The organism is Streptomyces cavernicola (assembly GCF_029968035.1).
GTDB classification, from domain to species: Bacteria; Actinomycetota; Actinomycetes; order Streptomycetales; family Streptomycetaceae; genus Streptomyces; species Streptomyces cavernicola.
In genome coordinates this window covers 65,279-78,631 of the sequence record NZ_JASCIQ010000041.1, presented here as the reverse complement: position 1 = coordinate 78,631, position 13,353 = coordinate 65,279, and the positions used below count along the sequence as shown (strand labels likewise).

The window sequence follows — 13,353 nt, the reverse complement described above, 5'->3', positions numbered from 1 at the left end:
TGCCGCGCTCGCCGAGCACGGTGCGACGCGCGTACTGACCGCGGACGCGCCGGAGTTCGCGGACTATCTGGTGGTCCCGAAGGTGGACGCGCTGCAGGCGGCTTACGAGGCCGTGCAGCCCGCCGCTGTGCTGGTCCCCTCGTCCGCGGAGGGCAAGGAGATCGCGGCGCGTCTGGCGGTCCGTATCAAGTCCGGCATCATCACGGATGCCGTCGACCTGGAGGCGGGGGAGGATGGCCCGGTCGCGACGCAGTCCGCGTTCGCCGCGTCCTTCACCACCAAGTCCCGTATCACGCAGGGCACTCCGGTGATCACGGTCAAGCCGAACAGCGCTGCGGTGGAGCCTGCTCCGGCCGCGGGTGCGGTCGAGGCTCTGGCCGTGTCCTTCTCGGACGCCGCCACCGGTACGAAGGTGACTGCGCGTACGCCGCGTGAGTCGACCGGTCGTCCGGAGCTGACGGAGGCCGCGATCGTGGTCTCGGGCGGCCGTGGCATCAACGGTGCGGAGAACTTCGCGATCATCGAGGCCCTCGCCGACTCGCTCGGTGCGGCCGTCGGCGCCTCGCGTGCCGCGGTGGACGCCGGCTGGTACCCGCACTCGAACCAGGTCGGCCAGACCGGTAAGTCGGTCTCGCCGCAGCTGTACATCGCGTCCGGCATCTCCGGTGCGATCCAGCACCGCGCCGGTATGCAGACCTCGAAGACGATCGTGGCGATCAACAAGGACGCCGAGGCCCCGATCTTCGACCTGGTCGACTACGGCGTGGTCGGTGACCTCTTCGAGGTCGTCCCGCAGCTCACCGAAGAGGTCAACACCCGCAAGGGCTGAGGTTCGCGAATCCAGAAAGGGCGGCACCGCCATGCGCCTCTCAACTGGCCTGAAAGCCAGGGAAGTTGATCCGTCGCCTCCGTTGGAGGAGCTGCGGTTCCAACGCTGCACCTGGTGCTCCACCGTGGTCTTCCGGACCTGTCTGCTCTGCCCCGTCTGTGCCTCCACGGACCTCCCGTGGCAGCGCGGCCCGGCGACCGGGAAGATCTGCGGCGTCATCCAGGTCGGGAGGAAGGGTCATGGGCTCCGGACGGACATGGTGGTGGAGCTGGACAACGGGGTCCGGGTGCGCTGCGAGGTGGAGAACGCGCCGATCGGCCTCACCGCGTACGGCGCGTGCGTGACCGCCGTCGGCACCGCACCGAACGGCATGCCGCTGTTCCGCGTGGACCCGGTGGTCAGAGAAGAGCGGTGGTGAACCAGGAAGTCGGCCCAACTCGCCCGTGTGACAGGCGAGTTGGGCCGACGTTGCTCGTCGCCGAGCTGGACGGCGCCTGCGGTCAACATGGCTGAATCTTCCGGGAGTTGAGCAACAGGGCGCCCTGTTATGGTGCGCGGATGTCCTCGATCAAGCACTTCCAAGTCACCTTCGACTGCGCGGAACCCGCGCGCCTCGCCGACTTCTGGTGCGAGGTACTGGGGTACGTCGTACCGCCCGTCCCGGACGGTTTCGACACGTGGGCGGACTACCACCGCTCGCTGCCGCCCGAGGAACAGCCCGTCTACTTCGCGTGCAGCGACCCCTCGGGGGTGGGCCCGCGCCTGCTCTTCCAGCGCGTTCCCGAAGGCAAGGTCGTCAAGAACCGGGTGCACCTCGACGTGCGGGTCGGCACCGGACTCGTGGGCCAGGAGCGCCTCGACACACTGCAGGCCGAATGCGCACGCCTCATCGCGCTCGGTGCGGCGCATGTGCAGACGCTGCTCGCCGACGAGGACGAAGAGTCGTGCATCGTGATGCAGGACATCGAGGGCAACGAGTTCTGCCTCGACTGAGCAACCACTGAGCAGCCACTGAGCAGTCACTGAGCACCGCAGAAAACCGCCGCGCAGGCCCTTCCGACGCATCAGTCGCACGGCCCCGTGGGGGATGCCCGTCGGCCGGGAGATCGGCAGGCTGGTGCCCCGGGCCTCGTGGAAAGGGGCCGCACGGAGAGGACCCCATGGGCAGAACGCATGCGACGGGCCCGGTGAGCGGCAAACGGAGCGGCAAGGCAAGCGGCCAACGGAGCGGTCGTACGAGCAGTGCGCCGAGCCGGGCGGCGCGATGGCTGGCGCGCCTGGCCGTGCTCGCGGCGCTCGGCGCGCTGGTCGTCCTCGTCCTGGCCCTGGGCGAGGGCGGACTCGAAGTGATCGGGGCCGGGCTGCTCGGCCTTGTGCTGTGCGCGGCCGGGGTGTGGTGGTTCGTGGCGCACCGCGGGGCCGTACGGCTCTTCGGCGCGCTGGTGGCGGTCGCCGCACCTGCCGGAGTGGTGGTGCTGTTCGCGCGGCACGGCCTCTGGCGGACGGCCCTGGTGCTCTGCCTGTGCTGGGCCGCCGCGCTGGGATGCGCCCGCGTGGCGCTCGTACGGTCGCGGCCGCAGCGCGAACAGCGGAGCGTCGCCGCGACCCGGCCCGAGCGGCCGGTGCTCATCATGAACCCGCGGTCCGGCGGCGGGAAGGTCGGCCGGTTCGAGCTCGTCGAGCGGGCCGAGCGGCTCGGGGCGCGGGTGATCCTGCTCGACCCGGACGCCCCGGCCGACATCACCGTCCTCGCGCGCGAAGCGGTGGCCGAGGGCGCCGACCTGCTCGGCGTCGCGGGCGGCGACGGCACGCAGGCCCTGGTCGCGGCGGTCGCCGCCGAGCACCGCCTGCCGTTCCTGGTGATCTCCGCCGGCACCCGCAACCACTTCGCCATGGACCTCGGCCTGGACCGCGCCGACCCGTCCCGCTGCCTGGACGCGCTCACCGACGGCGAGGAGATCCGGGTGGACCTGGGGGACGTCGTGGGCCGGGCCTTCGTCAACACGGTGTCCTTCGGGGTGTACGCCGACGTCGTGCAGCGCCCCGAGTACCGGGACGACAAGGCGGGCACGGCGCTCGCCCTGATGCCGGACCTGCTGCTCGGCGAGGGCGTACGACGACTCACGGCCCGCGTCGACGGCACGGAACTCGACGCCCAGCAGGCCCTGTTGGTCAGCAACAACCCGTACACCTCACCGGACGTGCTCGGCGGCGCGGGGCGGCGCCCGCGGCTCGACGACGGGGTGCTCGGGGTGCTCGGCATCCGGGTGGAGACCGCCGCCCAGGCCGCCGACCTCGCGGTGCGCGGCTCGCAGTCGGCGGGGCTGCGGGTCATGAGCGCGCGGCGCGTGGAGGTGCGCGCCGACGCCGAGACGATCCCGGTGGCCGTGGACGGCGAGGCCCTGCAGCTGCCCCCGCCGGTCGTGTGCACGGTGCGTCCGGGCGCGTTGCGCGTCCTCGTGCCGCGCGACCGGCCGGGCGTCGTCGCCCCGCCGCCGCGCGTCAACTGGCCCCGGATCCTCGCCCTGGCCTTCGCCCCGACAGGCCCGACAGGCGGGACGGGCCGGACGGGAAGGCCGCGCAGGTGAACCGCACGACCGAACTCTTCCCCGAGGATGAGCCGGACACGGCCGCTCAGGTAGTCGGCGCGCCTCTGCGCCGCAGCCGCAGCCACAGCGCGGCGCAGAGCGGGAGCGCCAGAGGCAAGTAGCCGTAGCCCGAGCCGAACTCCGACCAGACGCTCGCCTCGGGGAAGTGCCGGGGAGCGATCAGGCTGTACGCGCCGACGCCGACGACCCCGGCCAGCTCGACCGCGCACAGGCGCAGGGCCCAGCGGCGCGCGACGCGCCCGTGCCCCTTCCCTTCCGCGTCACCGTCCCCGTTTCCGTCCCCGTCCCCGTTCCGGTCGGCGGCGCGGAGGGCGACGAGCCCGGCCACGTAGATGACCGCCGCGCAGGCGGACAGCGTGTACGCGACGGGCGCTTCGGCGGCGCGGGTGGCCAGTTGGACCGTGCTGCGGCCGACCGCCGCGAGGGCGAACACGGCGTACACGGCGGTCAGCGCCTGCCCGGCGGCGTCGACGCCGCCTCCACCCGCACGCGGGCGAGGGCTCGCCGACACCTCAGGCATACGCACCCCCCGACGTGGCCTGCAGCCGCAGCGTCACCACTGCGACCGCGGCGCAGGCGACGGCCTCGAGCACGCTCGACGACTTCCGCCCGTCCCGCAGGACCACCGCGAACAGCGGCAGCAGGAGGAGGGAGGCGACGAGGTACGAGAGGTGTGTGGCGAGGTCGTCCGGGCGGCGGCCGGTCGCGAGGCTCACCCCTTCGATCGCGGCCTGGACGACGAGCCCGGCCTGCAGCACCCACAGGGCCGCCCGCCGCGGATCGACCCCGCCCGCACCCTCCGCACCACCCGCGCTGCCCGCACCCTCCGTACCCTCCGCGCTCCGTGGCCGGCGTACCGCATGGGCTGCCGACCACAGGGCGAGGGCGAACGCGTAGAGCACGACGGTGAGGGCGAGGGGCATGCTCATGCCGACACCTCGTCCGCCTTCTTCTCCTGCTGCCGTTCCTGCCGGAGCATCCGGCGGGCGCGCTGCTTGCGCCTGCGGGACGTCCAGGTGGCGAGGCCGGTGAGGGCGAGGAGCAGCGGCAGGAGCCCGAAGACCGCCCAGACGGTGCGCCACCAGCCGTTCACGTACCAGCCGAAGTGGCTGGTGTAGACGGCCTGTTCGTAGAACGTGTTGGAGGCGGTGGAGCCCTCGCCGTCCCACACCACCTTGACGTGGCCGGCGTCGTGCCGGTCCACGTAGACCCAGCCGTTGCCGGCCAGCATCGTCTCGCTGTACGGGTCCTTGCCGGGCTGGGAGATCTCGAAGAGGTAGCCGGCGGCGGGGTCGTCCGCGGCGGGCAGCCGGTTGTTGTGGATCTCTCCCGGCACGGCGGCGACGGCGGCCGCTGCGGCCTCGTCCACGCCGATGTCCGGAGTGCCGGCCTTGACCGGGCGGCTGGTGAAGTCCCAGTTCTGCGACTTGATCTCCGCCGGGTTGCCCGCCGTGACCGCGAGCCACGCCTTCTGCACGGACGGGAATTTGGCGGCCGCGCCGGTGAGGGCCCACATCAGCAGGAAGGGCACGGCGACGATGCCCACGACCTTGTGGAGTTCGCGGTTGCGGACATAACTGCTCTTGCCGCGGCGCACCGTGAATCCCGACGCGAACCGTTTGAGGCCCGGCCACCACAGGACGATTCCGGAGGCCGCGAGGAAGAGCAGCAATATCCCGGAAAGGCCGACGACGGCGGAACCGTACGTCATGCCTTCCAACTCGTCGATGCCCAGGGAGGGAAGGGGCTTGCCGAGGGCGGGAATGTAGCCGGGGTAGGCCGGATTGGACAGGCCGAAGGCGTGCAGGTTCTCCACGAAGCCCTGGAATCCGCCGTAGTAATGCCCGGACCCGGTGATGTCGCCGGTTCCCGGATCGACGGCGTAGAGCTTGTTGAGGTCCGGGTCGGTGACGAGATAAATACCCTCGTCGGGCACGACGTTCCCGGCGACGAAGTCGGGGTGCGCCTCCCGTACTTTCTCCAGCGCTTCCCCGGCGGACAGCGGGTGCGCGGAATGCGTGGGCCGGTAGAGGTCCGCGTTCGTGGCGCGGAAGATCTCGGCCCCGTACAGGAGGGGAACGCCGCAGGTCGTGACGGCGAGGAGGACGACACCGAAGAAGAGCGTCGACCAGCGATGGAGGGCGGTGAGGCAGCGCCGGACCGGCCCCGGCCGTTTCGACCGGCGGGTATTCCGCTCAGGAGTCATCATCCATTGCCTTTCGCTCACGGAAAGACGCACGAAGCCGTCACGGGCAGTGGCTTGGGAGGGAGGAGGGGGAGGGGTGCCGGAAGGCGCGACCAGGTAAGCCGGTTTACGGCGCCGAGCCGCGCACAGCACGCGAACTCCAACGCCCTTGTGGGGCGCTGAAGTTCGGCCAGACTAACCAGGGAATCCGCCCATGCACAGATGTAGAGGCTGAATATCTGCCTACTCCTGGCCGCCGTCCCCGGAAAGCACCGGAAGCAGCAGCGCCGCCGACCAGCTGAAGTTGGGGGAGTTGAGCGGGGCCCCGGTGAGCGGGTTGTAGTTCTCCATGATCGGGGCGTCGTCCGTCAGGCCCGAGGCGTTGGTGAGGAGACGGGTCGTCAGGGTGTCGGCGTCCTTGCCGTAGCCGTAGCGGCGCAGACCGCTCAGGGCGAAGTGGGCCTGGTCGAACCAGACCGGGCCGCGCCAGTACTTCGTAGGGGAGAAGTACGGGGACGACTTGGAGACCGTCGGGAACGGCACCGCCGTCGCGAACTCCCCCTGATCCGTGAGGCGTTGGCGCACCGCACGGGCCTGCTCGGCGGACGCCGTCCCGGTCCACAGCGGGATCGCGCCCTCGATGCCGCGCCCCCGCTCCGTGAGCAGCTTCCCGGTGCCGAGCGCCGCATCGTGGAACCATCCGCTGTCCTCGTCGTACATCTCCTCCCGTACGCGGGTGTGCGTGGCCGTCGACCGCTCCTCCCAGCGGCGGGCGTCCTCGTCCCGGCCGAGGGCCTTCGCGATCCGCGCCAAGTAGCCCTGATCCGCGGCGAGATACGCGTTCAGGTCGACCGACTCCTGGTTCAGGGACCAGCCGAGGAGAGTGCCGTCGGCGTCCCGGTTGGCGACGACGGAGCTGCCGAGCTCGGCGTCGAAGCGCGGCGCGTTGTCCATGCCGCTCTCCCAGGCCGCGGCGAGGCGGCGCTCCTCGGCGGAGTCGTTGGCGGCGTCGACGGTGGCGCCGTACTCGGCGAGGCCGTTCCCGTCGTGGTCGCGGTTGCGGTACCACCACGCCTGGTAGGCGGCGAGCTTCGGGTACAGCTCGCGCAGGAACGCCCGGTCGCCGGACGCGCGGTACACCTCCCACACGGCCCAAGCGGCAAGCGGGGGCTTGGAGTTGCGCTCGTTCCAGTTGCCGCCGCCGCGCTCGGGGTCGTTGTAGAAGATGACGTCGGGGATCATCCCGGCGTCCTGCGGGCGGGTCCCGGAGTCGGGCCGGATCTGCCAGTCGAACATGGAGCGGATCTGCGACTGCGCGAGCGCCGGGTCGAAGCGCGCGGTGCCGACGGCCTGCTTCCAGGTGTCCCAGGACCAGACCCCGCCCGCGAACCACTTGTACGAGATCGACGGAGTGATGCCGTCGTGCTCGATCCGCCCGGCCGCGCTGCGCCAGTTGGTCACGAGCGTCTGCAGGGACTTCACCGCCGTACGCCGCCGGTCGGCCGGCACGTCGCGGGTCACGCCGGAGACATAGCCGCGCCAGCGCTCGTCGTTCTCCGCGACCACGGACGCGGGGGCGGCGAGGACGGCGCGCACCCGTGCGGCCTCGCGGGTGCGCTCGGCGTCGGTGAACGTGTACGACTCGGTCCAGTCGAAGCGGTGCGAGCCGCCGGGCGCGAGGCGCACCGGTTCGGCCGCCTCGGTGCGGTACGCGTCGCCGTCGACGGTGGTGCGCACCGGCGACCCGTGGGTGACCTCGAAGCGTTCGGTGCCGTCCGTGAGGTAGTCCCAGGTCTCCCGGACCTCTCCGAAGTCGACGCCCACACCGCTGCCGGTGGCGGTCAGGGAGGGCGCGTCGCGCATCGGCTGCTCGGCGGGGCGGAGGAGGCTGCCCGTCCAGTCGGCGGTGAGCGTACGGGCGGCGGTGCCGTCGTTGCGCACCTCGGCGCGGACCAGCGCGCTGCGGTCGGTGGCGAAGCGCAGCTCCAGGGTGAGGGTGAGGCCTTCGCCCAGGTCGTACGACTGGCGCAGCAGGCCGGGGAGCGACGTGGTGTGCGGGGTGCCGCCCGTGTCGAGGGCGAGGCGACGCCCGTCCTCGGTGAGGCCCATGCGGCTGAAGGACTTGCTCAGCCACCACGGGTACTCCTGCGCGATGTACAACGGCCCGGTGAAGCCGCCGTACGCGGACCGGTCGCCGGGCTCCGGCAGGGCGTACGCGTGCCAGGCCCCGCGGTCGGCGAAGACGCTGACGGCGTTGTTGCCGTCCTCGTCGCCGGGCAGCGCCGCCTCCGGCGTGCCGCGCAGGTCGAGGACGTCGGCGTACGGGGAGGCAGGCGCGGGGCGGTTGGGCGCGGGGCGGTCCGCGGCGGCCACGGGACCGGGCGCGGCGAGCGCGCCCGCGGCGAGCAACAGGGCCAGAGCGGCGGGGAGTTGGCGATGTCTCTTCACGGGGCGATCTCTCCGGGGAAGTCGGTTTCAGGGACGGGGACGGGGGCGGGGGCGAGCCGGACGACGGCCGCGCCGAGCGGGGCGAGCCGTACGGAGCTGTGGGCGGCCTCGCCGGTGAGCAGGTCGGTGCCGCCCGCGGCGTACGGCCCGGTGAGCGGGATGAGCGCGGGGCGGTCGTCGTGGTTGAGGAGGAAGAGGTAGCGGCCCTGCGGACCGGTGCGGAGGGTCACCTCCACGCCTTCGGGGACATCGAGCAGCGGGGCGACGCCCGCCTCCGTCAGGGCCCGGTCGAGTACGCCTCCGATGCCCTCGGCGAGATGGCAGCTCACGTACCAGGCGGCCCCGGTGCCGTACGCGTGCCGCGTGACGGCGGGCCGCCCGGCGAGCGGGCCCGAGGCGTACGAGTCGACCGATTCCGCGCCCTCGGCCACCAGCCACTCGGCCCACAGCGAGGCCTCCGCACCGGACGCGAGCGGCACCGTCGCCCCGTCCGGAACCGGCCAGAACTCGTCGACGGACACCCCGAGGACCTCCCGCAACGGCCCCGGCGCGCCCCCGTCGTGGATGTGGTCGTACCCGTCGACGACCCCGCTGAACGGCCCGCACACCAACTGCCCGCCCCCGCGCACATACGCGGCGATCCGCTCCGCGTGCTCCGGGCGCAGCAGATGCAAATTGGGGGCCAACACGGCCCGGTAGGCGGCGAGTTGGGCGTACGGGGGGACGAACGTGATCGGGACGCCCCGCGCGTGCAGCGCCGCGTACCAGGGGCGCAGCAGGTCGCGCCAGCGCATCCGGGCCGAGGGGTGGTCGTCGGCCTCAAGGGCCCACCAGGAGTCCCAGTCCAGGACGATCGCGACCTCGGAGCCGATGCGGGTGCCCGCGATCTCGCCGAGGCGGGCGAGTTCCGCGCCGAAGCGGACGGTCTCGCGCCAGCCGCGCGACTCGGTGCCGCGATGGGGGAGCAGTGCGCTGTGGTACTTCTCCGCGCCCGCGCGGGACGCCCGCCACTGGAAGTAGAGGACGCCGTCCGCGCCACGGGCCAAGGCCTGCAGCGACCAAAGCCGTTGCAGGCCAGGGGGTTTGGGGACGTTGACGGGCCGCCAGCTGACCGCCGAGGGGGCCTGCTCCATGAGGAGCCAGGGCCGGCCGCCTTTGAGGGAGCGCATCAGGTCGTAGTTGAGGGACGCGTTGACGTGGGCGCGCGGATCGGCCGGGTCGGGGTAGGCGTCGTCGGAGACGAACTCCTCGTGCTCGGCCCACTTCCAGTAGTCCAGGGCCTTGAACATCGACATGAAGTTGGTCGTGGCGGGGACTCCCGGGCTCACCTCCGTGAGGATCTCGCGCTCCGCGCGGTGCAGTGCGAGGAGCGCGTCCGAGCAGAAGCGCCGCCAGTCGAGGAGCTGGGTCGGGTTGACCGGGCCCGGCGCGGTGCGCGGCGGCTCGACCTCGGCGTACGAGCCGTAGCGCTGGGACCAGAAGGCCGTGCCCCAGGCGTGGTTGAGGGCGTCGACAGTGCCGTAGCGCTCGGTCAGCCAGGCCCTGAAGTGCTCGGCGGAGCGCGCGCAGAAGCACTCCGTGACGTGGTCCCCGTACTCGTTGTGGATGTGCCACAGGGCGAGCGCCGGGTGGTCCCGATAGCGCTCGGCCAGGGCGCGGGTGAGGCGCTGGGCGGCGTTGCGGTACTCCGGCGAGGACGGGCAGTAGTGCTGGCGCGAGCCGAACTCCAGGCGTACGCCGTCCGCCGTGACCGGGAGGATCTCCGGGTGGGCGCGGACCAGCCAGGCCGGTGGGGACGCGGTCGCGGTGGCCAGGTCGACGGCGATCCCGTGCGCGTGCAGCAGGTCCAGGAGCTCGTCGAGCCAGCCGAACTCCCAGGTGTCGGGGCCGGGTTGGAGTCGCGCCCAGGAGAACACGCCGACCGTCGCCATCGTGACCCCGGCCTCCCGCATGAGCTTCGCGTCCTCGGCCCACACCTCCGGCGGCCACTGCTCGGGGTTGTAGTCCCCGCCGTACAACAACCCTTCGACACGGGTGAGGCGGCTCGCCCCCTCGGCGCTCACCCCTTCACCGCCCCGCCGAGCAGGCCGGCCACGAACTGCCGCTGGAACAGCAGGAAGAGCGCCATCAGCGGCAGCGTCGCGAGCAGCGAGCCCAGCATCAGGCCGGAGTGGTCGACACGGGACAGACCGGTGAGGGTGTTCAGGGCCACGGGCACGGTGTACTTCTCCTCGCTGTTCAACATCAGAAGCGGCCAGATGAAGCTGTTCCACTGACTCATGAACGTGAAGATCACCAGAGCGCCCAACTGCGGCCGCACACAAGGGAGTACGACCTGGTAGAAGGTGCGCAGATCCCCTGAGCCGTCCACGCGGGCCGACTCCAGGAGCTCGTCGGGGAAGTCGACGAAGCTCTGCCGCATCAGCAGGATGCCGAAGGAGTTCGCCAGGAACGGCAGGATCACCGCCTGGTACGAGTCGATCCAGCCGACGCTCGCCATCATCTGGAACAGCGGCACGAGCAGCACCTGGAACGGGATCATCATCGTCGCGAGCACCACGCCGAGCAGCAGCCCACGGCCCCGGAACCGGTACTTGGCGAGCCCGAACCCGCACATCGCGGAGACCGCCGAGCTGACCACGGTGTGCACGACGGCGATCCCGACGCTGTTCAGGATCACCCGGCCGAAGCCGATGGTCTCCTGCAGCCGCAGCAGATTGTCGAGCAGCGCCCCACCGGGCAGGAACGGCGGCGGCGACCGGAACAGCTCCGCCGTCGAGTGGGTGGCCGCGATCGCCATCCACAGGAACGGCACGAGGCTGACCACCGCGCCGAGCACGAGCAGCAGACGCAGCAGGAGACGGAGGAGAGGACCCAGGGCGGTCACCGGCGGCGCTCCCTTCCGAAGGCCAGGTACTGGACGGCGGAGATCGCGGCGATCAGGAGGACGACGACCCAGGCGATGGCCGCCGCATAGCCGAAGTCCAGCTGCTGGAAGCCGACTTTGTAGAGGTAGACGACCGGGGTGAGGGTCGCGTCGTCGGGTCCGCCACGCGTCAGGACCCAGTTCTCGTCGAAGAGCTGCAGCGTGCCGATGGTCGAGGTGATGACGCAGAAGAGGATCACGGGCCGCAGCTGCGGAAGCACCACCCGGGCGTACGTCGTGAACGTCCCCGCCCCGTCGATGGCGGCGGCCTCGTACTGCTCCTTGCCGATCGACTGCAGCCCGGCGAGCAGGATCACCGCGTTGTAGCCGGTCCAGCGCCAGGTCAGCGAGGCGATGAGGGAGATACGGGCCCAGGTCGGGTCGTTGAGCCAGTCGACCGGGCCCGCCCCGAACACCCCGACGATCTGGTTGACGAGCCCGCCGTCCGTCTTGAGCAGCACCTGGAACACCACGGCGTACGCGACGAGCGTCGTCACCGCGGGCAGGAAGTAGATCGCCCGCCAGGTGCCGCGGAAGCGCAGCCACGACTGGTTGAGCAGCACCGCGAGGACGAGGGCGAGCCCGATCATCACCGGGACCTGCACGACGAGGATGAGGCCGGTGTTGGCGAGCGACTCCAGGAACGCCGGGTCGTCGACCATCCGCCGGTACTGGGCGAAGCCGACCCAGCGCGAGACGCCAGCGTCCTCGGCGGTGAAGCTCTGCGCCAGGCTCGCCCCCAGCGGATAGGCGAAGAACATCGTGAACAGGACGGCCGCCGGACCGGCGAAGATCCACGCGGCCCGGCGCGCCCGTCGTCGCCGCGGCGGCTTCCGGGGCGGCGTCCGTACGGGGTCGGGCGACCGCTCGACGGCGGCGGGGGCCGACGCGCTGACGGGGGAGGGGACCGGGGCGGCCATCGCTATCCCGTCCTCTTGCGGCCGGTCGCCCGTGCCAGCTGCTCGGCGGCCGAGCCCAGCGCCTCCTTCGGGTCCTTGCCGCGCAGCATCACCCCGGTCACGGCGGACGTCATGATGTCGGTGGCCTTCGCGTCGTCCTTGTTGTACTCGACCGGCGGGATGGAGCGGGCTAGCCGCGCGAACACGTCCAGGGTGCGCTGCCCGCCGAAGTACTCCTGCTTCCCGCTCAGATACGGGTCGTCGAGCGCCGGCAGATACGCGGGGAAGAGGCCCTCGCGCTTCAGCATGGACACCTGGTTGGCCTTGCCGGTCAGCAGGAACTCCAGGAACGCCCAGGCCAGGCGCGGGTTCTTGCTCTGCGCCGGAATGCACAGGGTGGAGCCGCCGAGGTTGGAGGTGCGGGTGCCGTCGGCGGTGAAGCCCGGCAGCGGGACCACCCCGAACTTGCCCTTCAACTCCGGCATTTCGGCGGTGAGGGTGCCGCTCCACCAGGCCGCCGTCGGCGTCGTCGAGACCTTGCCCTCCTTCGTTCCGGTGACCAGCCCGTCCCAGCCCTTCTCGTACGCGACCAGACCCTCGTCGCGCAGCCGCTTCATCAGCGACAGGGCCTCCACGGCCTCGGGGGTGTCGACGGCGACGCGGCCGCCCTTGAAGTACGACTGGCCCTGCTGCTGGAGAAGCAGTGGCAGGATCCCGGTGTCCGTCGAGTCCAGGATCAGCAGCTTGCGGCCGGTCGCCTTCCTGATGCGGATCCCGGCTTTCACGTAGTCGTCCCAGGTCACAAGGGACTTGGGGTCGACGCCCGCGGCGCGGAAGTGGTCGGTGCGGTAGTAGAGCGCGCACGGGCCGATGTCCCAGGGCAGGGCGTACACCTTGCCGCCCGGGTCGGTGACCGTCTTCCATGCCGCCCGGTCGAAGTCGCCGCCGTGGCGGCCGCCGAGATCCGTCAGGTCGTAGAAGCCGTCGGGGAAGTTGCCGATGTAGTTCGGCAGATAGCTGCCCTCGACGGTGAGGACGTCGGCGAGGCCCGTGCCGCCGCGCAGCCCCACGGTGATCTTGTCGTAGGCGTTGTCGTAGCCGATGTCGACGATCTCGACGGCGGTGCCCGGATGTCTCTTCTCGAAGTCGCCGGCGAGGCGCTTCATCGCCTTGGCGGCGACGTCCCAGGACCAGACGGTGATCTTGCCCTTGAGCTTCGCGCCTTTGCCCTCCTCCTCGTCGCCGAGGTCACGGGCCGGTCCGCCGCCCGTGCCTCCCATGGCGCAGCCGCCGAGTACGGCGCTCGCGCCGGCCGTGAGTCCCGTGGCCAGAACGGCCCGCCGGGTAGGTGTGGTTGACACTCTTGCCTCCTGGAGCCCGAATGCCTAATGCTGTATTCAGAACACTGAATGACGGACTCATCGTCAAGAGGCGTACACAGAAAGACTTTTGAGGCC

General features: G+C 71.4%; 12 protein-coding genes. 4 read left to right on the top strand and 8 right to left on the bottom strand.

The window, feature by feature from the left end:
• The 4 genes from QIS96_RS30695 to QIS96_RS30680 form a co-directional block, all read left to right on the top strand.
• Nucleotides 1–829 (top strand): electron transfer flavoprotein subunit alpha/FixB family protein (locus QIS96_RS30695; protein ID WP_282546079.1); only part of this gene is annotated, 829 nt, incomplete at its 5' end.
• A 31-nt stretch (nt 830–860) separates the two neighbouring features.
• Nucleotides 861–1,247: a PhlB family protein gene (locus QIS96_RS30690; RefSeq protein WP_282546078.1), complete on the top strand. Its 387-nt coding sequence runs from the start codon at nt 861–863 to the stop codon at nt 1,245–1,247.
• A 140-nt stretch (nt 1,248–1,387) separates the two neighbouring features.
• Nucleotides 1,388–1,822: a VOC family protein gene (locus QIS96_RS30685; protein WP_282546077.1), complete on the top strand. Its 435-nt coding sequence runs from the start codon at nt 1,388–1,390 to the stop codon at nt 1,820–1,822.
• A gap of 167 nt (nt 1,823–1,989) precedes the next feature.
• Nucleotides 1,990–3,417, top strand: coding sequence for a diacylglycerol/lipid kinase family protein (locus tag QIS96_RS30680; RefSeq protein WP_282546076.1), 1,428 nt, complete (start codon nt 1,990–1,992; stop codon nt 3,415–3,417).
• A gap of 46 nt (nt 3,418–3,463) precedes the next feature.
• On the opposite strand, the gene QIS96_RS30675 is transcribed toward QIS96_RS30680, so the two are convergent.
• From QIS96_RS30675 to QIS96_RS30640, 8 genes are all read right to left on the bottom strand, one after another.
• Nucleotides 3,464–3,958 carry a hypothetical protein gene (locus tag QIS96_RS30675; RefSeq protein ID WP_282546075.1) on the bottom strand — a complete coding sequence of 165 codons (495 nt, stop codon included), beginning with the start codon at nt 3,956–3,958 and terminating at the stop codon, nt 3,464–3,466.
• A complete protein-coding gene (locus QIS96_RS30670; RefSeq protein WP_282546074.1) occupies nt 3,951–4,367 on the bottom strand; it encodes a hypothetical protein in 417 nt (138 codons plus the stop codon). The genes QIS96_RS30675 and QIS96_RS30670 overlap by 8 nt, the downstream gene beginning before the upstream one ends.
• Entirely contained in the window at nt 4,364–5,665 is a 1,302-nt protein-coding gene (locus QIS96_RS30665) for a PepSY-associated TM helix domain-containing protein (RefSeq protein WP_282546073.1), read from the bottom strand. Before QIS96_RS30665 ends, QIS96_RS30670 begins: the two co-directional genes overlap by 4 nt.
• Nucleotides 5,666–5,866: 201 nt before the next feature.
• Nucleotides 5,867–8,071: an MGH1-like glycoside hydrolase domain-containing protein gene (locus QIS96_RS30660; protein ID WP_282546072.1), complete on the bottom strand. Its 2,205-nt coding sequence runs from the start codon at nt 8,069–8,071 to the stop codon at nt 5,867–5,869.
• The gene (locus tag QIS96_RS30655) at nt 8,068–10,134 is read right to left on the bottom strand and encodes a beta-galactosidase (RefSeq protein ID WP_282546071.1); all 2,067 of its coding nucleotides are present in this window, start codon (nt 10,132–10,134) and stop codon (nt 8,068–8,070) included. The genes QIS96_RS30660 and QIS96_RS30655 overlap by 4 nt, the downstream gene beginning before the upstream one ends.
• Nucleotides 10,131–10,958 carry a carbohydrate ABC transporter permease gene (locus QIS96_RS30650; RefSeq protein WP_282546070.1) on the bottom strand — a complete coding sequence of 276 codons (828 nt, stop codon included), beginning with the start codon at nt 10,956–10,958 and terminating at the stop codon, nt 10,131–10,133. Before QIS96_RS30650 ends, QIS96_RS30655 begins: the two co-directional genes overlap by 4 nt.
• On the bottom strand, nt 10,955–11,917 hold the full coding sequence (locus QIS96_RS30645; protein WP_282546069.1) for a carbohydrate ABC transporter permease: 963 nt from the start codon (nt 11,915–11,917) through the stop codon (nt 10,955–10,957). Before QIS96_RS30645 ends, QIS96_RS30650 begins: the two co-directional genes overlap by 4 nt.
• Before the next feature lie 2 nt (nt 11,918–11,919).
• Nucleotides 11,920–13,257, bottom strand: a complete 1,338-nt coding sequence (locus QIS96_RS30640) for an ABC transporter substrate-binding protein (RefSeq protein WP_282546068.1) — start codon at nt 13,255–13,257, stop codon at nt 11,920–11,922.
• Nucleotides 13,258–13,353: the final 96 nt, after the last annotated feature.

Excerpts from the sequence above, each read along its gene's own strand:
- QIS96_RS30675 (WP_282546075.1), bottom strand. The coding sequence starts at position 3,958 with ATGCCTGAGGTGTCGGCGAGCCCTCGCCCGCGTGCGGGTGGAGGCGGC.
- QIS96_RS30685 (WP_282546077.1), top strand. The coding sequence starts at position 1,388 with ATGTCCTCGATCAAGCACTTCCAAGTCACCTTCGACTGCGCGGAACCC.
- QIS96_RS30645 (WP_282546069.1), bottom strand. The coding sequence starts at position 11,917 with ATGGCCGCCCCGGTCCCCTCCCCCGTCAGCGCGTCGGCCCCCGCCGCC.
- QIS96_RS30670 (WP_282546074.1), bottom strand. The coding sequence starts at position 4,367 with ATGAGCATGCCCCTCGCCCTCACCGTCGTGCTCTACGCGTTCGCCCTC.
- QIS96_RS30690 (WP_282546078.1), top strand. The coding sequence starts at position 861 with ATGCGCCTCTCAACTGGCCTGAAAGCCAGGGAAGTTGATCCGTCGCCT.
- QIS96_RS30680 (WP_282546076.1), top strand. The coding sequence starts at position 1,990 with ATGGGCAGAACGCATGCGACGGGCCCGGTGAGCGGCAAACGGAGCGGC.